Source organism: Actinoplanes flavus (genome assembly GCF_017592555.1).
GTDB classification, from domain to species: domain Bacteria; phylum Actinomycetota; class Actinomycetes; order Mycobacteriales; family Micromonosporaceae; genus Actinoplanes; species Actinoplanes flavus.
The window spans coordinates 25970-49941 of the sequence record NZ_JAGFNS010000043.1; the positions used below are offsets into that span (position 1 = coordinate 25970).

At 71.5% G+C, this 23972-nt stretch carries 21 protein-coding genes; 16 read left to right on the forward strand and 5 right to left on the reverse strand.

All coding sequences use genetic code 11. The annotated features are described in order from the left end of the window. The first annotated feature begins 69 nt into the window (after nucleotides 1-69). From J5X75_RS39870 to J5X75_RS39890, 5 genes are all read left to right on the forward strand, one after another. Entirely contained in the window at nucleotides 70-873 is an 804-nt protein-coding gene (locus tag J5X75_RS39870; RefSeq protein WP_208472943.1) for a sensor histidine kinase, read from the forward strand. A 31-nt stretch (nucleotides 874-904) separates the two neighbouring features. After that, on the forward strand, nucleotides 905-1591 hold the full coding sequence (locus tag J5X75_RS39875) for a response regulator (protein ID WP_208472912.1): 687 nt from the start codon (nucleotides 905-907) through the stop codon (nucleotides 1589-1591). 20 nt (nucleotides 1592-1611) lie between these two features. Continuing rightward, a complete protein-coding gene (locus J5X75_RS39880; protein WP_208472913.1) occupies nucleotides 1612-2754 on the forward strand; it encodes an acyl-CoA dehydrogenase family protein in 1143 nt (380 codons plus the stop codon). Nucleotides 2755-2794: 40 nt separating this feature from the next. Next, entirely contained in the window at nucleotides 2795-3121 is a 327-nt protein-coding gene (locus tag J5X75_RS39885; protein ID WP_208472914.1) for a hypothetical protein, read from the forward strand. A gap of 89 nt (nucleotides 3122-3210) precedes the next feature. Further along, on the forward strand, nucleotides 3211-3666 hold the full coding sequence (locus tag J5X75_RS39890) for an Lrp/AsnC family transcriptional regulator (protein WP_183218937.1): 456 nt from the start codon (nucleotides 3211-3213) through the stop codon (nucleotides 3664-3666). A gap of 7 nt (nucleotides 3667-3673) precedes the next feature. Here the strand turns inward: J5X75_RS39890 and J5X75_RS39895 are convergent, their stop codons facing one another. Beyond that, on the reverse strand, nucleotides 3674-4879 hold the full coding sequence (locus J5X75_RS39895) for a pyridoxal phosphate-dependent aminotransferase (protein ID WP_208472915.1): 1206 nt from the start codon (nucleotides 4877-4879) through the stop codon (nucleotides 3674-3676). 88 nt (nucleotides 4880-4967) lie between these two features. Between J5X75_RS39895 and J5X75_RS39900 the strand changes: the two genes are divergently transcribed. Beyond that, nucleotides 4968-5318, forward strand: coding sequence for a group I truncated hemoglobin (locus J5X75_RS39900; RefSeq protein WP_208472916.1), 351 nt, complete (start codon nucleotides 4968-4970; stop codon nucleotides 5316-5318). A 482-nt stretch (nucleotides 5319-5800) separates the two neighbouring features. Here J5X75_RS39900 and J5X75_RS39905 read toward each other — a convergent pair whose 3' ends face one another. Next, on the reverse strand, nucleotides 5801-6412 hold the full coding sequence (locus tag J5X75_RS39905) for a TetR/AcrR family transcriptional regulator (protein ID WP_208472917.1): 612 nt from the start codon (nucleotides 6410-6412) through the stop codon (nucleotides 5801-5803). A 13-nt stretch (nucleotides 6413-6425) separates the two neighbouring features. Further along, entirely contained in the window at nucleotides 6426-9626 is a 3201-nt protein-coding gene (locus J5X75_RS45100; protein WP_372451032.1) for a PEP/pyruvate-binding domain-containing protein, read from the reverse strand. Here J5X75_RS45100 and J5X75_RS39920 point away from each other — a divergent pair. After that, the gene (locus tag J5X75_RS39920) at nucleotides 9625-10194 is read left to right on the forward strand and encodes a maleylpyruvate isomerase family mycothiol-dependent enzyme (protein ID WP_208472918.1); all 570 of its coding nucleotides are present in this window, start codon (nucleotides 9625-9627) and stop codon (nucleotides 10192-10194) included. The genes J5X75_RS45100 and J5X75_RS39920 overlap by 2 nt on opposite strands. A gap of 508 nt (nucleotides 10195-10702) precedes the next feature. Here the strand turns inward: J5X75_RS39920 and J5X75_RS39925 are convergent. Then, complete coding sequence (locus tag J5X75_RS39925) at nucleotides 10703-10906, reverse strand: DUF397 domain-containing protein (RefSeq protein ID WP_208472919.1); 204 nt, start codon at nucleotides 10904-10906, stop codon at nucleotides 10703-10705. A gap of 147 nt (nucleotides 10907-11053) precedes the next feature. Between J5X75_RS39925 and J5X75_RS39930 the strand changes: the two genes are divergently transcribed. From J5X75_RS39930 to J5X75_RS39940, 3 genes are all read left to right on the forward strand, one after another. Then, complete coding sequence (locus tag J5X75_RS39930) at nucleotides 11054-11923, forward strand: helix-turn-helix domain-containing protein (protein ID WP_208472920.1); 870 nt, start codon at nucleotides 11054-11056, stop codon at nucleotides 11921-11923. A gap of 47 nt (nucleotides 11924-11970) precedes the next feature. Beyond that, nucleotides 11971-15687 (forward strand): CHAT domain-containing protein, encoded by a 3717-nt coding sequence (locus J5X75_RS39935; protein ID WP_208472921.1) that lies wholly within the window; start codon nucleotides 11971-11973, stop codon nucleotides 15685-15687. Between the two features lie 83 nt (nucleotides 15688-15770). Continuing rightward, complete coding sequence (locus tag J5X75_RS39940) at nucleotides 15771-15962, forward strand: CsbD family protein (RefSeq protein ID WP_208472922.1); 192 nt, start codon at nucleotides 15771-15773, stop codon at nucleotides 15960-15962. Between the two features lie 45 nt (nucleotides 15963-16007). Here J5X75_RS39940 and J5X75_RS39945 read toward each other — a convergent pair whose 3' ends face one another. Beyond that, complete coding sequence (locus tag J5X75_RS39945; protein WP_372451035.1) at nucleotides 16008-17369, reverse strand: KamA family radical SAM protein; 1362 nt, start codon at nucleotides 17367-17369, stop codon at nucleotides 16008-16010. A gap of 127 nt (nucleotides 17370-17496) precedes the next feature. On the opposite strand from J5X75_RS39945, the gene kdd reads away from it, so the two are divergent. The 6 genes from kdd to J5X75_RS39975 are packed head-to-tail and all read left to right on the forward strand — an operon-like array spanning nucleotide 17497 to nucleotide 23902. Further along, nucleotides 17497-18507 (forward strand): L-erythro-3,5-diaminohexanoate dehydrogenase, encoded by a 1011-nt coding sequence (kdd, locus tag J5X75_RS39950; protein ID WP_208472924.1) that lies wholly within the window; start codon nucleotides 17497-17499, stop codon nucleotides 18505-18507. A 5-nt stretch (nucleotides 18508-18512) separates the two neighbouring features. Continuing rightward, nucleotides 18513-20051, forward strand: a complete 1539-nt coding sequence (locus J5X75_RS39955) for an amidohydrolase (RefSeq protein ID WP_208472925.1) — start codon at nucleotides 18513-18515, stop codon at nucleotides 20049-20051. Between the two features lie 14 nt (nucleotides 20052-20065). Next, complete coding sequence (kamD, locus tag J5X75_RS39960; RefSeq protein ID WP_208472926.1) at nucleotides 20066-21601, forward strand: lysine 5,6-aminomutase subunit alpha; 1536 nt, start codon at nucleotides 20066-20068, stop codon at nucleotides 21599-21601. Then, nucleotides 21598-22329: a lysine 5,6-aminomutase subunit beta gene (gene kamE, locus J5X75_RS39965; RefSeq protein ID WP_208472927.1), complete on the forward strand. Its 732-nt coding sequence runs from the start codon at nucleotides 21598-21600 to the stop codon at nucleotides 22327-22329. Before kamD ends, kamE begins: the two co-directional genes overlap by 4 nt. Then, a complete protein-coding gene (kal, locus tag J5X75_RS39970) occupies nucleotides 22326-22688 on the forward strand; it encodes a 3-aminobutyryl-CoA ammonia lyase (RefSeq protein WP_208472928.1) in 363 nt (120 codons plus the stop codon). Before kamE ends, kal begins: the two co-directional genes overlap by 4 nt. Further along, a complete protein-coding gene (locus J5X75_RS39975; RefSeq protein ID WP_208472929.1) occupies nucleotides 22685-23902 on the forward strand; it encodes a glutamate mutase L in 1218 nt (405 codons plus the stop codon). Before kal ends, J5X75_RS39975 begins: the two co-directional genes overlap by 4 nt. Nucleotides 23903-23972: the final 70 nt, after the last annotated feature.

Sequence of the window (23972 nt, forward strand, 5' to 3'; positions counted from 1 at the left end):
GGCGGGGCCGACCACGGGTTGATGTGCCGACCGCGCGGGCATGCCAAGGTGTTCGGCGTGAGGACGCTGATGCTGGCCGTGGCGCTCGTGGTGGCCTGTCTGGCCGTCGCGGCGCTCGGGTTCGCGCTGCGCCGGGCCCGGCAGCGGCACGAGCGGGCGCTGGGGGAGCGGGGCTGGCTGCTGGAGCGCGAGCGGGAGGCGGCGGCGCTGGCGGCGGTCGGTGCGGAGCGCGCGCGGATCGCGCGGGAGCTGCACGACATCGTCAGCCACAACGTCAGCGTCATGATCGTGCAGGCGGGCGCGGCGCGGGAGGTGCTGGCGAGCATGCCGGAGGAGGCGGCGGCGGCGCTGGCCGCGGTCGAGCGGGCCGGGCGCGACACGATGACCGAGCTGCGTCACCTGCTGGGCCTGCTGGCGCCCGCGCCGGACGGGTCCGGCGAGACCGAGCCGGAGGATCTCGCGCCGCAGCCCAGCCTGGCCCGGCTCACCCCGCTGGTGGACCGGATCGCGTTCGCCGGCCTGCCGGTCGACGTCCGGGTCTCCGGCGAGCCGCGCCCGCTGCCGACCGGCATCGACGTGACGGCGTATCGGATCGTTCAAGAGGCGCTGACCAATGCCCTGAAGCACGGCGCCGGCGGGAAGGCCGAGGTCACCATCCGTTACGCGGAGCACGCCCTGCGGGTCGAGGTGCTCACCACCGGCCCGAGCGTGCTGACCGGCGGCCCACCACCGGCCCGCGACGGCGACGGCGCGGGCCGTGGTCTCGCCGGCCTCCGCGAGCGGGTCGCCGTCTACGGCGGCGACCTCGACGCCCGGCGCCGTCTCGGCGGCGGTTACCGGGTCCGGGCGCGCCTGCCGCTGGACGCCCGGTGATCACCGCACCGACCCGGCCGTGGAGGGCCGTATGACCGACATCGGGGAAGAACCGGGCGGGGAGCGGGTGCCCCGGGTGCTGATCGTCGACGATCAGGAGCTGATCCGGACCGGGTTCCGGCTGATCCTCACCGCCCGCGGCATCGAGGTGGTGGGTGAGGCAGCCGACGGGGCCGCCGCCGTCGACGCCGAGCGCCGCCTCCAGCCGGACGTCGTCCTGATGGACATCCGGATGCCCGGGGTGGACGGGATCGAGGCCACCCGCCGCATCCTGGCCCGCAACCCGCGCTGCCGCATTCTCATGCTGACCACCTTCGACCTGGACCGTTACGTCTACACCGCCCTGGCGGCGGGAGCCAGCGGCTTCCTGCTCAAGGACGTGACGGCCGACCACCTGGCGGCGGCGGTGCGCCTGGTCGGCACCGGCGACGCCCTGCTCGCCCCGTCGATCACCCGGCGGCTGGTGGAGCGGTTCGCGGGCGAGGAGCAGCCCCCGGCGGTGCACCGTGACCTGGCCCATCTCACCCCGCGCGAGCGGGAGGTGCTCACCCTGCTGGGGCGGGGCCTGTCCAACACCGAGCTGGCCGAGACGCTGACGCTCAGCGAGGCGACCGTGAAGACCCACGTCGCCCGGATCTTCGCGAAACTGGAGCTGCGCGACCGCGCCCAGGCGGTGGTTCTGGCGTATGAGACCGGACTCGTCACACCATCCGGTTGAACGCTCGTTAAGCTGTGGCCATGACCGTGGATCGCATGCTTCCCACCCCTGAAGCGCACGACCTGCTCGACCTGACCGCCGAACTCGCCACCCGCGAGCTCGCCGGCAAGGTCGACGACTTCGAGGCGCGCGGCGAATTCCCCCGAGACGTGCTGCGCACCCTCGGCCGATCCGGCCTGCTCGGCCTGCCCTATCCCGAGGCCGACGGCGGGGCCGGCCAGCCGTACGAGGTGTACCTGCAGGTCCTCGAGATCCTGGCCGGCACGTGGCTGGGCATCGCCGAGGCGGTCAGTGTGCACACCCTGTCATGCTTCCCGGTCGCCGCCTTCGGCACCCCGGACCAGCGCAAGATGCTGCCGGACATGCTCGGCGGGGAACTGCTCGGCGCGTACGCCCTCTCCGAACCGCAAGGCGGAAGCGACGCCGCGGCCCTGACCACCCGCGCGGTCGCCGAAGGCGACGACTATGTCGTGACCGGCACGAAAGCCTGGATCACCCACGGTGGCCGCGCCGACTTCTACAACATCTTCTGCCGCACCGGCGGCCCCGGCGCCCGCGGCATCTCCTGCCTGCTCGCCGACGCCACCACCCCCGGTCTGCTGCCGCAGGCGCAGGAACGCCTGATGGGGCTGCGCTCGTCGGCGCCCGCCCAGATCGTGCTGGAGGGCGCCCGCATCCCGCGCGATCGCCTGGTCGGCGCCGAGAACGAGGGCTTCGCGATCGCCATGAAGGCGCTCGACGCCGGCCGGCTCGGCATCGCCGCCTGCGCGGTCGGGCTCGCCCAGGCCGCCGTCGACTACGCGACCGGGTATGCGAAGGAGCGCGAGCAGTTCGGCAAGCCGATCGCCTCGTTCCAGGGTCTCGGCTTCATGCTCGCCGACATGGCCACCCAGGTCTCCGCGGCCCGGGCGCTGCTGCTGTCCGCGGCCCGCCTCAAGGACGCCGGCCGTCCGTTCTCGATCGAGGCGGCCAAGGCGAAACTGTTCGCCACCGACATGGCCATGCGCGTCACCACCGACGCCGTCCAGATCCTCGGCGGCTACGGCTACTCCGCCGACCACCCGGTCGAGCGCTGGTTCCGGGAGGCGAAGGTCCTCCAGATCGTCGAGGGAACCAACCAGATTCAGCGGATGGTGATCGCTCGGTCGATGACCGGCCGCTGAACATAGGCATGGCATCCACGCCTATGGATCGGCCGCCTCGGTGGCCACCTGGATCGACCCGGCGGTGCGGCTCGACGGCAAGGAACAGCGCCGGGTCAGCGGCCGGGTCACCTACTCCTCCGAGAAGATCGACGGCCTGCGTACGCTGCGGATCACCACCAACGTCATCGGGGTGTACACGTTCGAGGGCGGCGGGGACACCCCGATCGCCGCATCGCACGACGAGATCCAGTGGGAGTTTCCGCGTCCCGGGCATGTGGATCGGGGAAACGGAGTCCTCCATGGCGTGGATGGACTGTGCCGCCTCCGAGAAGGGCCTGCTGCGGCCGGGCACCGCCACGTTGGCGCCGGCACCGGCCACCAGTGAGGAACCGGGGGCGGTCCCGCGGGCCGACCACCCGTTGGACATCACGGACACCTGCTGACCGACGGTTCACCGACCAGTAGTGTGGCGCCGTGGAAGAGATCGACCAGGCGATCGTGTCGGCACTGACCGCGGACGGCAGGTTGTCGTACACCGACCTGGCCGAGCGGGTGGGCCTCAGCGTGTCCGCCGTGCACCAGCGTGTCCGCCGGCTCGAGCAGCGCGGCGTCATCAACGGATACACCGCCCGTGTCTCGTACGAGGCGCTCGACCTGCCCCTCACGGCGTTCGTCGCGATCCGCCCGTTCGACCCGTCACAGCCCGACGACGCCCCCGACCGGCTCGCCCACCTCGCCGAGATCGACTCCTGCTACTCGGTCGCCGGCGAGGACTTCTACCTGCTGCTCGTGCGGGTGAAGAGCCCGGCCGACCTGGAGCGGCTGTTGCAGGACATCCGCACGGCGGCGAACGTCACCACCCGTACGACGGTGGTGCTGTCCACGCCGTACGAGAACCGGCCGCCCCGGATCGCCGCCCCCGAGAGCTGAGGTTTGCTCACTGCCGGTAGTCCGCCAGGAACGCGCCGAGCCGGCTGATCGCGTCGTCCAGCACGTCGACCGGGGCCAGGAAGACCACGCGCAGGTGGTCCGGCGTGTCGATGTTGAAGCCGGTGCCGTGCGAGAGCAGCAGGTGCCGCTCCTCCAGCAGGTCGATGATCATCCGCTCGTCGTCGTGGATCTTGTGGACCGCCGGGTCGAGGCGGGCGAACAGGTAGAGCGCGCCCTCCGGCTTGACACACTCGACGCCGGGGATCGCCACCAGCCGCTCCCAGGCGTGGTTGCGCTGCTCGTAGAGGCGGCCGCCGGGACGGATCAGCGCGTTGATGCTCTGATAGCCGCCGAGCGCCGTCTGGATCGCGTGCTGCGCCGGCACGTTCGGGCACAACCGCATGTTGGCCAGCAGTTGCAGGCCCTCCAGGTAATCGGTGTCCCGGCCGCTGAAACCGCTGATCGCCAGCCAGCCGGAACGGAACCCGGCCGCCCGGTACGTCTTCGACAACCCGCCCATGCTGATCATCGGCACGTCCGGGGCCAGCGCGGCGGCCGTGTGGTGCAGCGCGCCGTCGTACACGATGCGGTCGTAGATCTCGTCGGTGAACACCAGCAGCCCGTGCCGCCGGGCCAGGTCGAGCATCCCCGCGAGGACCTCACGCGAGTAGACGGCACCGGTCGGGTTGTTCGGGTTGATGATCACCAGAGCCCGGGTGGCGGGCGTGATCCGCGACGCCAGATGCTCCAGATCGGGCTGCCAGCCGGCGCTCTCGTCACAGCGGTAGTGCACCGCCCGGCCCCCGCACAGCGAGACCGCCCCGGTCCACAGCGGGTAGTCGGGGCTCGGCACCAGCACCTCGTCGCCGGTGTCCAGCAGCGCCTGCAACGCCATCACGATCAGCTCGGAGACGCCGTTGCCGAGCATCACATCCTCCGGCTGCACGGAGGTGACACCCTGGGTCTGGTAGTACTGCGCCACCGCGACCCGCGCCGAATAGATGCCGCGGGCGTCGCTGTACCCCTGCGCGGCGGCCAGATTGTGCACCACGTCGGCGACGATCGGATCCGGCGTGGCCAGCCCCCACGGCGCCGGATTGCCCAGATTCAGCTTGAGGATCTGGTGCCCGGCGTCCTCCAGCTCCTGAGCTCTCCGCAGCACCGGGCCGCGAATGTCGTAACGGACCGCCTTGAGCCTCTGCGCTTGTTTCACCAGGTAACTCTCCCACCCGGCGGTGGCGGTGTCGCGGTCCAACCAGCGACGGGCGGACTTTCCATCGCCGGTGCTCTATCTTCTCGGTGTGGACCTCTACACACGGATCGGTGAGGCGCCCGCGGTCACGGCCGCCGTCGACGCGCTCTACCGGGTGATTCTCGGCGACACCCGGCTGTCCGGCTATTTCGCCGCGACCGACGTGCCGCGCCTCAAGGAACACATGGTCGCGCTGCTCAGCCAGGTGCTCGGCGGCCCACAGGAATACAGCGGGCGCGACCTGCGCGGCGCGCACTTCGGCCTGGGCATCACCCCGGCGGACTACGACCTGGTCGGCGCCTACCTGCTCGGCATCCTGGCCGGCCTGGGCGTCGACGACGAGGTCCTCACCGCGGTCCGCGGCGTCCTCACGTCCGTCGCCGACGACGTCGTCGGCTGAACCTTACCCACAGCCCACCAAAGACCATTCGTGGTCAAGCCACGCGTTCCGCTTCACCCCTTTTTTCCGGTACGCGTGACATCGTCCCCACCGCATCACGACCGTCCCGTCCGCTCGACGCGATCCGCTGCCCACTCCAGCCTGTGCCGCGCCCGCCGGGCGCAGATCGACACACGGGCAGGCCGGCCACATCGCCCCCACCCCCTCTGCCGCCGGTCGCGGAGATCGGCGCACGAATGGGACGGGCTCTGTTGCCACCGCCCCATTTGCCGCCGGTCGGGGAGATCGTTGTGCGGGCGGGCCCGGTCGGTCGCCGCGATCTTCCCTGTCTGCCGCCGGTCCCGCAGATTAGTACGTAACCGGCGCCGGGCCTTGCCGTTCTCGCCTCGTCTGCCGCTGGTCGCGGAACTCGTTGTGCGGGCGGGCCTGCTCCGTGGCCCCGCCCTCCGCCGCCGGTGAGCGGCTCGCCGGCCGGCTCCCGGTCACGCTGGTCGGATGGTCACGGTCTCGCCGCTGCGGTCGGGCGCCGCGGCGAAGAGGCGGTCCAGGTGGGAGTCGAGGATGCGGCGCGCCTGCTCCGGCGTGTACTGCCCGCCCAGCAGGTAGACGCCCAGGCCCTCCATGAGGGCGAGCAGTCCGGCCGCCGCGTTCTCGGGGTCGGGGCACGGCAGCAGTCCGGCGATGAACCCGACCATCTGCTCGGTCTCCTCCCGTAGCGCCGCGGACGCCGGTGGTCGCACGGCCGTGTACGCCAGGAACGCCAAGGCGACCCGCCCGTCGGCGCGAGTCACCTCGTCCAGGGGAAGCAGCGTTCGGATGATCGTTTGCAGCAGGTCACGCGGCGACGGCGCGGCGCCCAGGTGAGTGACAGCGTCGGTGACCCGGATCTGGTTACGCTCCCGAACCACATCCAGCGCGAAGGTCATCATCTCGTCCTTGGTGCGGAAGTAGTGCTGCACCATCCCGGCGGAGACACCCGCCTCGGCCGCGACATGACGCAGGCTGACCGCTTCGAGGCCCTGCTCGGCGGCGACCCGCATGAGCGCGTCGGCGATCTGGGTACGGCGCTTCTGACGGTCGACCTTCTTGGGCATGGCGTCGATGCTGTCACAATGCCGTGGTCACGGTCCCGGCCGCACCGTCCACGGTGACCAACTGGCCATCCGTGATCAGCCGGGTCGCACCGGGAACGCTGATGACAGCCGGCAACCCGTACTCCCGGGCGACGGTGGGCCCATGCGCCATGATCGCCCCCGTTTCGGTGACCAGGGCGGCCGCGGTCAGGAACAGTGGCGTCCACCCGGGATCGGTGGTGGCCACCACCAGGATCTCCCCAGGCTCGACCCGCGCCTGCCCAGGATCATGGACGATCCGGGCGCGGCCGGTCACCCTCCCTGCCGAGGCCCCAACCCCACGGAGTACGCCCAAAGCCCCAACTCCACCCGATCCGTATCCCCGCCCAAACGGCACCTCCCGATCCGATCCGTGTTCCAGCCTGGTCGGCGTGCCTCTGTCCGTGTCGCTTTCCAGCCTGGTTGGCGTGCCTCCGTCCGTGCCGCTTTCCAGCCTGGTTGGCGTGCCTCCGTTCGTGTCGCCTTCCAGCCTGGGCAGCCTGCTTCCATCCGTGTCGCCTTCCAGCCTGGTCAGCGTGCCCCCGATCGAGTCACCTTTCAGCCTGGTTGGCATGGTTTTGTCGGTATCGTGCTCCTGCTCGGACCGTGGATCGCTGTCTGGAATGTGCTGATTTGCGGCGAGCGCTGCCTCGACATCCGTGCCGTCGGACAGCAGAACCGGTGGCACGTGCCGCCGCAGGCACTCGGCTTGGTACCAGGCTTTCCGCGCGGCGACGACCGCCCGGAGGTCCGCGAGGCCGGCGTCGCTTGTCAGGCTCGGTTCACCCCGAAGACCGGGTGGGGAACCGGTGCGTCGGCCCGCTGGATCCGGCACCGAACCGGCTGCGGCCGACTCTGCGGCCGCCGCTTCGCCGGGCGTCAGGAACATGATGTCGTCGGGTTCGGCGAGGCGGCCCGCCGCGACGAGTCGCGCTCCGGTCTCCAGGAGGCGGCGGCGGTCGGCGGCAAGACGGTACAGGCCGGCGAACTTGCCGGACTCCCGCAGACCGGCCAACTGACGTGCCCGCCGCAGCAGGAACACCGCGAGCGATCCGCGGACCGGGCGCCGTCGCCGAGTGCGGGCGGCCAGGTCGGCCAGCGCGGTCTCGGCGCGCTCGGCAGCGCGCGCGAAACGGCGATCGGGTGCCTGATCGAGGTCAGTGAGGCGCAGGTAGTTGGCGATCGCGGCGAACACCGGAGCCGGATCCTCGGACCAGCGTGGAACACCGAGATCAGCCTCCGCGGCGGCCCGATGACCGTAACGGTTAAGGAAGGCTCCCAACCCGATGTCTGGCAGCCCGCCGCTCAGGTAGAGCGCGGCGAGGTCGGCAGGCGGGGTGCCGAGCAGGAGATCAGCGTGATCGCGGGCGGCATCGGCGAGCCGCCACAACGCCAGGTCCATCTCGATGGTCACGTTGTGCGGCAGCCCGCCGAGCACCGTATGGATCTCATCCTCGGTGACGAGGCCGTCGAGCAACCGTCCAGGCAGCGCGGACGCCAGCATCCCGGCGACGATCGGCCACGTCAGATCATCGGAATCCGACGCCCGGGAGACCTCTGATAACCCAGCTGACGCCGATGATGCTGACGAATTCCGTGCAGGCGCCGAACTCGAAGGCGGTGGTGACGCCGATGGGCTCGATGGAGACGCCGAGGTCGAAGGCGTTGCCAGCGGGTTTGGTGGAGGTGTCGGGCTTGAAGGCGTTGCCAGCGGGTTTGGTGGAGGTGTCGGGCTTGAAGGAGTTACCGACGGGCTTGATGGAGGCATCGGGCTTGAAGGCGTCATTGATGGCCTCGATGCAGGTGGCCAGGTTGAAGGCGTTGGTGATGCCGATGAGCCTGATGAAGGGGACGTGGTTGAAGTCGTCGGCGAATGGGATGAAGTCGGCGTCTCGGATTTCGCCGTTTCGTCGATGCTCGCTGCGGCAGGTTTGAGGCGGCCCTCGTCCTCGGGCGGGCCGCCCGCACCGGCGAGGCGGGCCACGGCGTCCTCCACGCGGGCACGGGCCGCGGCAGGGCGGGCGAGCGCGCGGATGATGCCGGTGAGCGCCCGGAATGCGGTGGCCGGGGAGCCGGCGGGCCTGGTCGACCCGCCCTTGGTGGGTGCGAACCGGGGATCGGCCAGCACGTGTTCCATGGCTGCCTGGGCTCGTGGGCCGAAGTCCACCGCCATGAGCTTGACCAGGCGCTTGCGGGCTGCCGGGTGGCGGGCCAGGTCGGTGAGATCGCCGTAGAGGCGGCCGCCGATGTCCACGATCTCCGCCCGGACGCCGAGCGACGCGAGCATCGCGCTGATCACGTCCTTCAGCGTCGCCATCCCCATCGGGGTGACCGGCCGCAACATCCCCTGCACGTGACCGAACTCCACATAGACGCGCGGATCATCACTCACCGGCGGTGCGGGGAAGAGGGCCGTGATCGGCCGGGACTGGAGCACCCACAGGGAGCCGGCGGGATCGATCGCCCATTCCACGTCCTGTGGGGAACCCCGGTGTCGCTGCAGTCGCTCGCCGAGGGCCCACAGCTCGGGCATCGCGGTGCCGTCGCCCAGGATCCGGCGGCTCACCGGGCCGCACCCATCGACCACCGACGTGCCTGGGCCGGCGGCGGACTCCACCATCATCTCGGTGCGGCGGCCGGTGACCGGATTCGCCGTGAAGAGGACGCCGGCCGCCTGCGCCTGAACCATCCGTTGCACCACGACCGCCATCCGCACGGTGTCGTGCCCCATGCCCCGGGCGTCGCGGTAGGCCCTCGCCCGCTCGCCGTGCAGCGACTCCCAGCACTGGGCGATGGCGGCCAGCACCGCCTCGGGCCCGGTGACGTCGAGGACGGTGAGATGCTGGCCGGCGAAGCTCGCGCCGGCCAGATCCTCGGCCGTCGCGCTGGACCGGACCGCCACCGGACCGCCGCCGAGCGCATCGTAGGCGGCGCGCACCTCGGTCTCGGGAACCATGCCGCGCCGGTGAGCCTCGGTGGTGACGCAGAAGCCATCGGGCACCCGCTCGCCGAGCCGGATCAGCTCGCCGAGCCCGGCCGCCTTGCCTCCGGCGAGAGCGATGTCGACGGCGGACACCTGGGTGAGCGGGACGACGAGCATGACGAGCCCCCGATGCGATACGACTGTATTGCCATTGACCTTACCCGGGTTTGCGATACGATCGCAACGGAAAACGAAGGGCATGGTGACGGTCATGGATCACGGGGACGTCGACGACGCGGTTGCGGAGATGATGCGGGTCCTGCGGCCGGTTCAGGAGCGTGACTGGGAGGTGCGGGCCGGCCCTCTGGAGTGGAGCTGCCGCAAGACGGCGGCGCACGTGGCTCACGACCTGACGGCTTATGCGGGTCAGATCTCCGGCCAGGAGTCGGCGGCCTACCTGCCGTTCGACCTGGTCGTCAGGCCGGAGGCCGGGGCCGCTGAGGTCTTGAGCGTGGTGGTCGCGTGCGGCGCCATGCTCAGTGCGGCGCTTCGCGTCGCCGGGCCGGACGCGCGCGGCTGGCATTGGGGGCCGACTGATACGACCGGGTTCGCGGCCCTCGGGGTCAACGAGACGCTGGTGCACACCTGGGACATCGCCCGCGGCCTCGGTCTCGACTGGACACCGCCGCCGGCGATGTGCTCCGGCGTGCTCGCGCGCCTCTTCCCGGAGGCGCCGCCCGGTGATCCGGTTCAGGCGCTGCTGTGGTGCACCGGCCGCACGGACCTGCCGGACCGTCCACGCCGACCATCGTCCTGGAAGCTGCGCGCGGCTCTGAACTGACCGCCGCGCGCTGAAGGGCTGAGCCCGTCCAGAGCTGAACGGGGTCATGCAGCAGCGGACGGCGCGGGATGGCGGGCCGCGTGAGGCTGCGCGAGGCTGCGTGAGATGGCGCGGGATGGCGCGGGGCCGCGTGAGGTGGCGCGGGGCCGCGTGAGGTGGCGCGGGGCCGCGTGAGGTGGCGCGGCGCGAGATGGCGCGAGGCGGCGTGGGACCGCGCGAGGCGGCGTGGGATGGCACGGATGGCGCGGGATGGCGCGGGCCGAGTGAGATGGCGCGGGACGACGCGGGGCCCCGTGAGATGGCGCTGGGCGGTGCGGGAAAGGGAAGGCGCGGGGCGGCGCGGGGCGGTGCGGGAGAGGGAAGGCGCGGGAAGTGCTGGACGGCGCTCGAGGGGCATCGGAAGGCTGGCAAATGCGGAGGAGGATCCGGTGGGGAGGGCGGTGGAAACCGTCCCCGATCGTGTGACCGGATCGACCACCCGGAAGGGGCCGATCCGGCCGGAGCCCGATCAGCGGGGGCGGTCGAATTCCCCGCCTGCCACGCCCGCGATGAAGGCGGCGAACGACTCCCGGTCGAAGCTCAGCACCGTGCCCTCCGGATTCTTGGAGTCCCGCACCAGGATCCGTTCGGGCAGCGGCGCGACCTCGACGCAGGCTCCACTGCTGCTGTACGAGCTCTTGCGCCAGCGTGGCGCCCCGGAAAGACCGTCCATGGTCTACCCACCCCATCTAACGTGACCGGGCGTGGGCCCCTTTACCCACGCCAAGATCAGCTTATAGCGCAAACTGCCACAATTCTGACTCTGCGTGCACTTTGCACCTGGTCTAAGGTGGGATGTGGTGTCCAGAGGGGAGGAGCCATGGGTGGGCCGACGCCCGGCCCGGCGATCGCCCGGGCCCTCCTGTCCAAGGACTTGCGCACACTGCGTGACGACCGCCCCGCGGCCGATGTCGCCCGTGCCATGCACTGGTCACTGTCCAAGCTGAACCGGATCGAGAACGGCAAGGTCACCATCGGCCCGGTGGAGGTCGAGGCCCTGGCCCGGCACTACGGCGTGGACGGCGCCGGGGAGCTGCGGCGCCTGGTGAGGCTCTCGGTCGCCTCCCGGCAGCGGATGTGGTGGCGCGACGAACACTTCGGCGAGGACTTCACCAATTTCATCGCCTTCGAGCACGACGCCTCTCATCTGTACGGCTACCAGGCCACCTTCATCCCGCCCCTGCTGCAGATCCCGGAGTACGCGCTGGCCGTCACCTCCTCGGTGCTGCGCCGCCCGGCCCGCGACCGCGAGGTCCGCACCATCGTCGACGTCCGGCTCAAACGGCAGGAGTCGCTGCGCGAGCGGCTCGACGGCGACTTCCCGCCGAGCCTCAGCCAGGTGATCGACGAGGCCGTCCTGCTGCGCCCGGTCGGCGGCGGTGACGTGATGACCGCGCAGCTCGACCATCTGGCGGAGATGGCGAAGCGGCCCGGCATCCGGATCGTCGTCCTGCCGTTGCGGCTCGGCGTCCATCCGGGCCTGGGCGGCACGTTCGAGCTGCTCACCTTCACCGAGGACGACGACCTGGACGTGGTCTTCATCGAGACCCCGGCCAGCGACTTCCTGCTCACCGACCGGGAGGACACCGCCACCTTTCGCGAGATCACCACCGAACTGCTGGACACCGACCCGTCCGGCGACAGCCTGCATCGCGCGCTCACCGCGGCGAAGGCGACGCTGCGTTCCTGAGCCTGTCCGTCAGGACCCGGTGAACGGCGTCGATGGAGGGCTGAGCGATGGTCACCGGGCTGGTGCTGGACGACGCGGGTTTCGAGATCCTGGCCGAAGGCCGGCGGATCGGCCCCCGCCGGAGGATCACGGCTGACGACGGGGCGCTGCTGCGTGCTCTCGCCGACCGCTACGTGCAGGCGGTCCACGCGCACGCCGGCGACGCGACCTTCGTCGAGCTGGGCCGTGAGCTCTACGCGTGGCTGGACGGCGATCAGGCCCAGCTCAGCGATCTGCTCACCCGGGTGCGGGCGCCGGCCACCTTCGAGGTTCGCGCGCCGAAGGACCCGGGCGACCAGGTCTGGGCGGTGTTGCGGGCGCCGTTCGAGGTGCTGGCCCGGCCGCAGGGCGGCTTCCTGGCCGAGGACGCGCTGCTCCGTTTCGAGGTGGTGCGCCGCCTGGGCCGTGCCGAGACCCCGCCCGCTTCGGACGATCTCCGTCTGGGCCTGATGTTCATGGCGTCGTCGCCGCGCGGCCAGTTCGAACTGGACTTCGAGGCCGAGGAGACGGCCATCCTGGACGCGGTCGGTGACACCCGCGTCGACCTGGTCGTCGAGGACACCGGCGATCCCGAGCAGCTGGGTCACCGGCTGGCCGACCTGGGCGGCATGCCGGTGGTCCACCTCTCCTGCCACGGCGTCAACAACTGGCGTGCGAGTGTGGACGCTCCCGGCGTACCGGTGCTGATGATGGAGGACGAGGTCGGCGACGGCCGTCCCACCTCGGCCCCGGAGCTGGTCCGCCTCTTCTCGACGCCGCCGCGCCTGGTCTTCGTCTCCGCCTGCCTCACCGCGACCGGCGCCGATGCCCGCGGCCACCTGCCCGCCGGGCAGGGCCGCCGTGATCTGGTTCCCGAGCCGGACGACGCGACCGCGGTGATCGCCCATTCGATGTCGACCGGTCTGGTCACCGCCGGCATTCCCGCGGTGATCGGCTGGGACGGTTCGGTGACCGATGTGGCCGCCACCCGGTTCGCCGAGGAGCTCTACCGCCGTCTGGGCGCCCGCGCCGATCTGGCGGTCGCCGTCGGCGACGCGCGCCGCGCGCTTCTCGCCCAAACCCATGCGGAGGTACGGGCGGACTGGCACCTGGCCCGCATCTGGCTGGGCCCCACCGGCGGTGGCCCGGTCGTCGCCGGGAAGCGCAAACGTACCCTGGTGTCGGCGGTTCACGGCACGAAGACGTTCCTGGACAAGAAGAACCAGCACGTCCCGGTCGCCGCGCCGGGCATGTTCGTGGGCCGCCGCCGTGAGTTGCGGCGCTCCCTGCTGACCCTGCGCAACGCCGACCGCGCCGGCGTCCTGCTGCACGGCCAGGGCCGCCTGGGCAAGTCGAGCCTGGCCGCCCGCATCGCCGACCGCTTCAACGACCGCGCCGTGGCCGTGGTCTTCGGCGACTACACGGCCCTGGGCGTCCTCGACGCGGTCGCCGCCGCGGTCACCACCAACCGCGAGGCCCGTGAGCTGGTCGAACGCCGCATGCCCGAGGTCCGGGACCGCCCCGAAACCCTGGAGGCCCTGCTGATCGACCTGGTCAGCGGCCCGTGCGCGCAGTCCGGCCCGGGCCGGCGCCCGCTGCTGCTGATCGTCGACGACCTGGAGCAGATCCTGGAGGCGGACCCGGCCGGCGATCACCGGGTGTCCGCCGCGCACGCCCCGGTCGTCGCCGCGATCCTGCGTGCCTTCGACCCGGACGAGACCGACAGCCGCCTGCTTTTCACCAGCCGCTTCCGTTTCGCCCTGAACGGCCTGGAGAACCGCCTGGAGCCGATCCAGCTGGAACCCCTGTCGGAGGCCTCCCAGCGCAAACTCTCCACCCGGCAGAAGGCCCTGACCACGGAGGATCTCCGCACCTCGCGCAAGGATCTGGCCCGCCGCGCGGTGGCGGTGAGTCACGGCAACCCGGGCCTCCAGGACCTGATCGCCCTGCGCCTGGTCTACAGCGACCAGGTTGACGAGTCACGTGCCGAGTCCGTCGTGGCCGGCATGGAGTCCTACCTGTCCCAGGGTGACCTCCCGTCCGACGCGGAGGTCCGCGGCTTCCTGGAGGCCCTGGCCCTGGACTCGCTGATCGACCTGGCCGGTCGGTCGAACGTCGCTCTGCTGCGTGGGCTGACCCTCTTCGACCTGCCCGTGCCGCTTCCGGTCGCCGAGTTGCTGGCCGACCGGGTCGGCGGGTCGACGGGGCGCCTCAGCGGCCTCGGCCTCACTGACGCCTTCGCGGATCCGTTCGACTCCGACCGTTCGGCGATCGCCTGCAACGTCCTGGCCGGCGGCCGCCTCTCCGCCCTCACCGAGGCGGAGATGGAGGAGTACGCCGCCGTCGTCGTGGAACCGTTGCAGCAGGCGTGGGGCCGGCCGTCCGTGGCCAGCCTGTCCCAGAACCTGCTGTTGGATGTGGAACTGACTCGGCTCGCGCTGCGCGCCCGGAATCCGGCGGTCGTCGCGAACAGTGCGCCCCAGGCCGTGTATCTGCTGCGCCAGAGATCCGCCGACGAGGCCGCCCGGGTCGCTCGCGAAGCCATTGATCTCCTGGACCGTCATGCTGTCGAGATCCCCGTGACCCTGTTGCGATTCGCCGCGGTCGCGGCCGGAATCCACGGTGACGGCAGCCGCGCTGACGGCTATCTGCAGCGCGCCGTGGCGGCCACGCAGGGCGGCGCGGAGTCCGAGGCGCTCCGGGCCGATCGCGCGCGCGTGATGGTGGAGCAGGGGCGGCGCCTGATCATCACCGGGGATCTCCAGCGCGCCCACGATGTCCTCCGGCAGGCGCAGGACGCCCTGGAGGCGGTCGGGTGCGCCGACGAGGCGTTCGTCATCGAGGACGACATCGCCCGGATCCACTTCCGGCGCGGCGAGTACCCCGCGGCGCTGCGCATCTGGCGCGAGGTCATGCTGCCGAGATTCAGGCGGGCCGACAACGTCGCCGCGGTGGCGAATCTGTCGGGTCGTGTCGCTGACGTGCTGTTCCGGCGCGGCGAGCATGACGAGGCGGAGGGCATCTGGCGCGATGAGGTGCTGCCGATCTACCAGCGTCTGGGGGAGTGGCGGGAGGCGGCGGTCACGCTGATCAAGATCGCCGATGTCGTGTACCGGCGCGAGCGGTACGACGAGGCGGTGCACATCTGGCGCGACGAGGCGTTGCCGGTGCTCGAGCGGCTCGGGGATCTCAAGGCGGCCGCGATCGTCCGAGGGAAGATCGCCGATGTCATGGTCCGGAGAGCCGAGTTCGGGGAGGCCACACGCATCTGGCGGGTGGAGGTGCTGCCCGTTCTCGAACGGATCGGCGACACCGTCGAGATGTCGTCCGTCTGGGGCCGGTTGTCCGACATCGCCTTTCTGACAGGTGACCAGGAGCGGGCCTTGGAGATCAGGCGTGACATCGTGATGCCGCTCTGCGAGCGGAACCGCGACGCCGACGGGATCGCCGCCACCCATTGGGGACTGGGGCAGATCCTGCTGGGGATGGGCGAGCGGTCGTTGGCGATCCACCACATGACCGTCGCCTTCTGGTCGCTGGTGCGGCTGGAACGCGCCGATGGGGTGGCGGTCGCCGGGCCGGTCCTGGGCGCCGCTCTGATCGCCGACGGGCACCTTCGAGCGGCCGGTGAGGTGCTCCGGGAGGCGCTCGGCCGGGTTCGGGCGATCGGCGACGCGCAGAGTGCCGCCCGGATCGCGGAACTGCTGGAGGAGACGGCCCGGCGGGAGGAGGGAGACGTTCCCTGACGGGTGCGGGAGGACCGGGGCGTTTCGGGCGGGGGCCGGTCGGGCATTGGTCGGGAGAGGGCAACCGATCAAGGAGGCTGACGATGAGCATCGCCGACAAGGCCAAGAACAAGGCTGAGGAAATGGTCGGCAAGGCCAAGCAGGGCATCGGCGAGGCGACCGACAACGAGCGCCTCTACGCCGAGGGCGAGGCGCAGGAGACTGCCGCGCAGGCCAAGCAGGCCGGCGAGCACGTCAAGGACGCCGGCCGCGACGTCCGGGACGCCCTCAGCTAGGGCGCACGACAAAGAAAAGGGAGGCACCGCGGTGCCTCCCTTTTCTCATGCCTGCTGCTGCTTGCGCCACCAGTCCTGGCCCGACTCGGGCAGCGTGTCGATCGGGTCGTAGTAGGCGTACAGCTTGGAGAGGGCCTCGCTGTCGTCGGCCTCGATCGAGGTGCGGTAGTTCTTCGTCCAGTAGGAGATGCCGTGCTCCCGGTCGTAGTCGGCGACCATGTGCACCCAGCGCTTGCCCACGAACGGCACGTCGCAGACGATCCGCGGGGTGGCGTAGCCCGGCAGGTAGCCCATCAGGTCGTGCTGGAGCTGCTGGGCGTGCCACACCGGCACCCGCCAGTGCTCCGCGTTGGGGATCATGTCGCACATGTAGAAGTAGTAGGGCAGGATCCCGGCCTCGCCCTGGAGCGCGAAGCAGAGGTCGAGCAGGTCACCCACGGTGGCATTGACACCCCGCATCAGCACACCCTGGTTGCGCACGTCACGCACGCCGACTTCGAGCAGCGTACGCACGGCGCGCGCGACCAGCGGCGTCAGCGAGTTCACGTGGTTGACGTGGGTGTGCACGGCCAGGTTGACGCCGCGCCGCTCGGCCGTCACGGCGACCCGGTGCATGCCCTCGACCACGTCGTCCTGGAGCCAGTGCTGCGGCAGCCCCATCAGCGCCTTGGTGGCCAGCCGGATGTCGCGCACGGTCGGCACCGACAGCAAGCCCATGAGGTACGCCTCGAGCTGCTTCCACGGCACGTTGGCCACGTCGCCGCCGGACACCACCACGTCGCGGACCCCGGGGTGGGCCTTGAGGTAGTCGAGGTGCAGCGTGTACCGGTCGACCGGCTTGAGCGTGAGCCGCAGCTTGTCGACGGTGGGGGTGCTGTTGCCGACCAGGTCCATCCGGGTGCAGTGGCCGCAGTACTGCGGGCAGGTGGACAGCAGTTCGGCCAGCACCTTGGTCGGATAGCGGTGGGTGAGGCCCTCGGCGACCCACATGTCGTGTTCGTGCAGGGAGTCACGGGTGGCGTGCGGGTGTGACGGCCAGTCGAGGTGCCGGTCGGTGGCGACGGGCAGCATGTACCGCCGGACCGGGTCGGCGTAGAACGACGCGGTGTCCGGTGCCCGGTCCGGGACCATGGTGTTGAGCATCTGCGGCGGCAGCAGCATCGACATGGTCGCCAGCCGCTGATGGTCGTCCTCGAGGTCGGCGTAGAACGACTCGTCGACGAGATCGCCGAGCACGGCCCGCAGCTGCTTGATGTTCTTGACACAGTTGACCCGCTGCCACTGGGCCGACTGCCACTGGGCCGCGGTCACGTCGCGCCAGCCGGGGAACCGGGTCCAGTCCGGCTCGACCAGCTCGCGCCGCTGGTACTCGTACGGCTGTCCCGCCACGGTCTCTGCCACGCCGATCCCTCCCGATATTTGGACTGCTGATCAACGTACTGGAGAATCTCCGGTCTAGAAAGCGGGTGCGCGAAGGATTTACGGTGGGGCCGCGATATGACAGTGTTTTTGACGTGAGAGAGGCGTGGGAAGCATGAGCATCGGGTTGCCGCGAGTGATCGAGCCGGCCGGCGTGCTGCCGCAGGCCGCGTGGAAGCTGGACGCGGACCCGCGGATCGCGCCGGACGAGGTGCGCATCCGGGTCCAGCGGCTCAACCTGGACGCCGCCAGCTACCGGCAGCTCGCGGAGAAGCACGCGGGCGACGGCGCCGCCATCCGCGCCGAGGTGCTGGAGATCGTCGAGACGCGTGGCAAGATGCACAACCCGGTGACCGGCTCGGGCGGCATGCTGATCGGCGTGGTCGAGGAGGTCGGCCCGGAGTCGCCGCTGTCGGTCAAGCCGGGTGACCGGGTCGCCACGCTGGTGTCGCTGACCCTGACCCCGCTGCGGATCACCGACGGGCTGACCGGGTGGGACGGGCTGAGCGAGCAGGTCCCGGCCGAGGGCACGGCCATTCTGTTCGGCCGTTCGGTGGTCGGGGTGCTGCCCGACGACCTGGCGCCGGAGCTGGCCCTCGCCGTCTACGACGTCTGCGGCGCCCCGGCGCTGACCGACCGTGTCGTCCGGGCGAACCGGGCGGCCACCGTGGCGGTTCTCGGCGGCGCCGGCAAGAGCGGTTCCCTCACTCTCGCCGCCGCCCGGCGCGCGGGCGCCCGTACCAAAGCCGTGGTGGTGAACGAGGCCGAGCGGGACGCGCTGGCCGAAGCCGGACTCGCCGACGAGATCGCGATCGCCGACGCTCGGGACCCGGTCGCGGTGAGCCGGGCGGTCGGGGAGCCCGCCGACGTCACCGTGGTCTGCGTGGACGTGCCCGGCTGTGAGCACGGCGCGATCCTGGCCACCGCCGCCGGCGGGACCGTGATCTTCTTCTCCATGGCGACCAGCTTCCCGGCCGCCGCGCTGGGTGCCGAGGGCCTGGCCGCGGACGTGACGATGCTGGTCGGGAACGGTTACGTGCCGGGTCACGCCGATTTCGCGGTGGACCTGCTCCGCCAGGTTCCCGCGGTGCGCGCCCTCTTCGAGGCTCGGATCGCGGCAGACTGACGCGCATGACTGACACACCCTCGGTTCGCTACGTCAACGGCCGCTTCTACTCGGCCGCGGATCCCAAGGCCACCGCCATGGTCACCCGCGGCGGCACGATCGCCTGGCTGGGCGACTCCGGCGACGCGCCGGCCGCCGACGTCACCGTCGACCTCGACGGCGCGCTGGTCACCCCGGCGTTCGTGGACGCGCACCTGCACGCCACCGACACCGGTCTGGCGTTCGACGGCCTGGATCTGTCGGCGGTGCGGTCGCCGGGCGAGCTGCTGGAGAAGGTGGCGGCGTTCGCGGCGACCCGCCCGGCCGGTGGGGTGGTGCACGGGCACGGCTGGGACGAGTCGACCTGGTCCGACCAGACGCCGCCGACCGCGGAGCAGCTGGACCGCGCCGCCGACGGCCGCAAGGTGTACCTGTCGCAGGCGTCGGTGCACTCGGCCCTCGCGTCGTCGTCGCTGTTGCCGGTCGCGGCCGGGGTGCACGGCTACCACGAGTCCGGCTGGGTGCGGGAGGCCGCGCACCACGCGGTGCGTGCCGTGGCGCTCGGCTCGCTGACGCCGGAGCAGCGCGCGGCGGCGCAGCGCACCGCGCTGGCCCGCGCCGCGTCGATGGGCATCGCGGTGGTGCACGAGTGCGGCGGCCCGGGGACCTCCAGCGAGGCGGACTTCGCGTCGGTGCTCGCGCTATCCGGGCAGGGCCTGCCGCGGGTGTTCGGCTACTGGGGCGAGCTGGGCGGCGCCGAGCGGGCACGGGACCTGGGCGCGCACGGCGCGGCCGGCGACCTGTACGCGGACGGCGCGCTCGGTTCCCGGACGGCGTCGGTGCGCTCGCCCTACCACGACGGCGACCACGGCTGCGGCGAGGCGTTCCTGACCGCCGAGCAGGCCGCCGACCACCTGCTGGACTGCATCCGGATCGGTTTCCAGGGCGGGTTCCACGCGATCGGCGACGCCGCCATCGAGACGGTCCTGGAGGGTTTCGCGATCGCCGCGAAGAGCGTCGGCGTCGACAAGGTCCGCGAGGGGCACCACCGGATCGAGCACGTCGAACTGATCGACAAGGCGATGATCGCCCGGATGGTCGAGTTCGGCGTGATCGCCTCGGTCCAGCCGGTCTTCGACGCGCTGTGGGGCGGCCCGGACCGGATGTACGCGCAGCGCCTCGGCACCGACCGGGCGCTGGCCAGCAACCCGATCGGGGCGATGCACGCGACCGGGGTGGCGCTGGCGTTCGGCTCGGACTCGCCGGTGACGGCCCTCGACCCGTGGGCCGTGGTGCTGGCCGCCGCGGCCCCGCGCAACCCGCGGTTCCGGATGAGCGTCCGGTCGGCGTTCGCGGCGAGCAGCGCGGGCGGCTGGCGGGCCGCCGGTGTGCAGAACGCGGGCGTGCTCAAGCCGGGCGCGACGGCGACGTTCGCGGCCTGGGACACCCCGGCCGGGCTGGCCGACGGCCTTCCGGCCCTGCTGCCGGACGTCGACGGCGCCGAGCCGGCCCGTCCGGTATGCCGTCGCACGGTGCTGCACGGCGACACGATTTTCGAGAGGTAACAGGAGGCGTTTCGTTGGCCGGGAAGCTGGATCTGGATGCGACCGTGGTCGCGCGGGCAAGGGCGCTCGCCGCGCGGGCGGGGCAGCCGGTGGTCGACCTGGCACGGTCGCACACGACCGTGTCGGTGGAGCGTGCCGTGCTGCGGCTGGCCGGGGTGACCGGCGCCGACCCGGACGGCATCCCGTGGGTGAACCGGCTGGTCGACGCGGTGCGTGCGGACGTCGGGCTCGGTCACGGGGTGGCCGTGCCGGTGTTCCACGCGATGGAGACGACCGGTGTGGAGGACGTGACGGTCCTGGCGCAGAAGGCCGCGGCGGGGTCGGTGCGGTTCACCGTGCCGGCCGCTCCCGGCAGGGCCCGGCAGCGGGCCAGGCGCGCCACCGCGGCCGGCCTCAAGAGGATCGACCGGCGGCGGGCCGAGCGGGACCGGCTGATCAAACGGCACGGGGACCCGAAACAGCGCCCGTGGATCTACCTGATCGTGGCCACCGGCGACATCTACGAGGACATCCCGCAGGCCCAGGCGGCGGCGCGGGCCGGCGCGGACGTGATCGCGGTGATCCGGTCCACCGGCCAGTCGCTGCTGGACTACGTGCCGGAGGGGGCCACCCGCGAGGGGTTCGCCGGCACCTACGCCACGCAGGAGAACTTCCGGCTGATGCGGGCCGCCCTGGACGAGACGTCGAAGGAGGTCGGCCGGTACGTGCGGCTGACCAACTACGCCTCCGGCCTGTGCATGCCGGAGATCGCCACGCTGGCCGGGCTGGAGCGCCTGGACATGATGCTCAACGACTCGATGTACGGCATCCTGTTCCGCGACATCAACCCCATCCGCACCTTCGTCGACCAGCGGTTCTCCCGGCAGATCCACGCCCGCGCCGGGATCGTCATCAACACCGGCGAGGACAACTACCTCACCACCGCGGACGCGGTCGAGGCCGCGCACACGGTGACGGTGTCGCAGCTGATGAACGAGTACTTCGCGCACGAGGCGGGGCTGGCGGACTGGCAGCTCGGCCTGGGGCACGCCTTCGAGATCAACCCGGACCTGCCGGACTCGTTCCGGCTGGAGCTGGCGCACGCGCTGCTCGCCCGCGAGCTGTTCCCCGACGCTCCGCTGAAGTGGATGCCACCGACCAAGCACATGACCGGGGACGTCTTCCGCGGCAACCTGCTGGACGGCTTCTTCAACCTGGCCGGGGCGCTGACCGGCCAGGGCATCCTGCTGGTCGGCATGATGACCGAGGCGGTCGTCACCCCGTGGCTCTCCGATCGCGACATCGCCCTGCAGAACGTTCGCTACGTCCTCAACGGCGCCGGCAATCTGCACGAGGACTTCACGCCCGGCCCGTTCATCCGGGGCCGCGCCAACCAGGTCCTGAGCGAGGCCATCGACCTGCTCGAACGCATCGTCGACGACGGCATGCTCAACGCCATCGCGGACGGCACCTTCGGCATCATGAAACGCCCCGCGGACCGGGGCAAGGGCCTGGACGGCGTCGAGAAGCAGGACGAGGACTACTACAACCCGGTCGTGGAGGACCTGTGATCATCCGGCCCTACGGGGACACCACCGGCGACGGCATGGTGCAGCTCTCCTTCACCCTGCCGATCCCGCACGACAAACGCGCCGAGGGCGCCGCCCTCCAGCTGGCCGGCAAGATGGGCATGGACCCGGCCATGCTGGTGCACGCCAAACAGATGGGCGACGGCTACACCTTCTTCGTCGTGTACGGCAAGGTGAACCACCTCGTCGACACCGACAAGGTCCACGTCGTCGAGCGCGACTTCCCGCTGCTGAGCGCCAAGGAGGTCAACGCCGCGATCAAACGGCGGCTGCGGCGGCGGCTCAACGTGGTCGGCGCCTGCATCGGCACCGACGCGCACACCGTCGGCATCGACGCCATCCTCAACCTCAAGGGCATCGCCGGCGAGAAGGGCCTGGAGTACTACTCCGAGCTGTCGGTCACCAACATGGGCGCCCAGGTGTCGGTGCCCGACCTGGTGGAGACCGCCCGGGAGAAGAAGGCCGACGCCGTGCTCGTCTCCCAGGTCGTCACCCAGCGCGACGCCCACCTCCAGAACACCCGGGCCATGTCGGCCGCCTTCCGGGAGGCGCTGCCGGCCGGGCGACGGCCGCTGCTGATCGTCGGCGGGCCCCGCTTCGACGAGCTGATGGCCGGTGAGCTCGGCGTCGACCGGATCTTCAGCCGCGGCACCACACCCCGTGAGGTCGCCTCCTACCTCGTCCACGCCCTCGCCGGGAGCCCCGCATGATCACCGTGACGCACCGCCGCTACGTGCCCTACGCCCACGCCCACTACGCCGGGAACCTGGTCGACGGCGCCTACTCGCTCGGCCTGTTCGGCGACGTGGCCACCGAGATCTGCATCCGGCTGGACGGCGACGAGGGGCTCTTCGCCTCCTACGACGACGTGCAGTTCAAGGCCCCGGTGCGGGCCGGCGACATGCTGGAGATCAGCGGGACCGTGGTGAAGATGGGCACCCGCTCCCGGAAGATCGACTTCGAGGTGCGGGTGGTCTGCCGCGGCACCGAGGGCTCCGCCGCGGCGGTGCTCGGCGAGCCGATCGTCGCCACCACGGCGACCGGCACCGTCGTCGTGCCACCGAAGTGACGACCGTGGTCTGCGTGGACGTCGGGTCCACGTACACCAAAGCCGCCAAGATCGATCTGGACGGCGCGCGACTGATCCGCCGCGCCGAGGTGCCGACCACCGCCGCGACCGACGTGCTGCACGGCCTGGACGCCGCCGTCGCCGCCGTGGGCGGCGGCGACGAGCTGCGCGTCTGCTCCTCCGCGGGCGGCGGGCTGCGGCTCGCCGTGATCGGGTACGAGGCGCTGGTCACCGCCGAGGCCGGGCACCGGGTCGGCCTGTCCGCCGGAGCGCAGGTGGTGCACGTGGCGTCCGGGCCGATGAGCGGGCCCGATCTCACCCGGCTGCGCGCCGCCCGCCCGGACGTGCTGCTGCTGGTGGGCGGCACCGACGGCGGCGACGGCGAGGTGCTGCTGCACAACGCCCGCCGCCTGGCCGCGGCCCGGATCCGGCTCCCGGTGGTCCTGGCCGGCAACGCGGAGGTCCGCGACGAGGCGCTGGCCCTGCTGACCGCCCGCGGTGTGCCGGTGACCCCGGCCGCCAACGTGCTGCCGCGCATCGGCGTGCTGGACCCGCTGCCGGCCCGCGCCGCGATCCGGGACGTCTTCCTGCGTCACGTGATCGGTGGCAAACGTCTCTCCCGGGGCCGCCGGTTCGCCTCGCTGGTGCGTGCCGCCACCCCGGACGCGGTGCTCGCCGGGGTCGAGGTGCTGGCCGACCGGACCGGGTTCGGCATCCTGGTCGTCGACGTGGGCGGCGCCACCACCGACGTCTACTCGGCGCTCGTTCCCGACCCGGAGAGCGAGACCGGGCCACGGCGGGACGTGGCCGGCACCCTGTGGCGGGCGCGCACCGTCGAGGGCGATCTGGGGGTGGCCGCCGGTGCGGACGGCACCCGCGCCGCGGCCGTGGCGGAGAAACTGCCGGAACCGGGCGGCGACCGGGATCTGGCGGCGACCGCGGCGGTGGTCGCCCTGCGCCGGCACGCGCGCGGCCGTCCGGGGATGTGTGACGTACGTCTCGTGGTCGGCTCCGGTGGTGTGCTCCGTCACGGTGGGGGAGAACGGGTCCTCGGCGCCGTGCTGTCCGATGTGGCCGGTGGCTGGGCGGTGCCGGACCGGGCCCGCGCCGTGATCGACGAGCAGTACGTGTTGGCCGCGGCCGGTCTGCTGTCCGGGGACCATCCGGCGGTCGCCGGCGAACTCCTGGGTAACTCGATCAGGTACGAGATGTGACACGCCGGTGAATACGACACGCCGCGACGCGGGGGCCCCGGTTGACAGAGCGGCGGGTGGACGACGTACC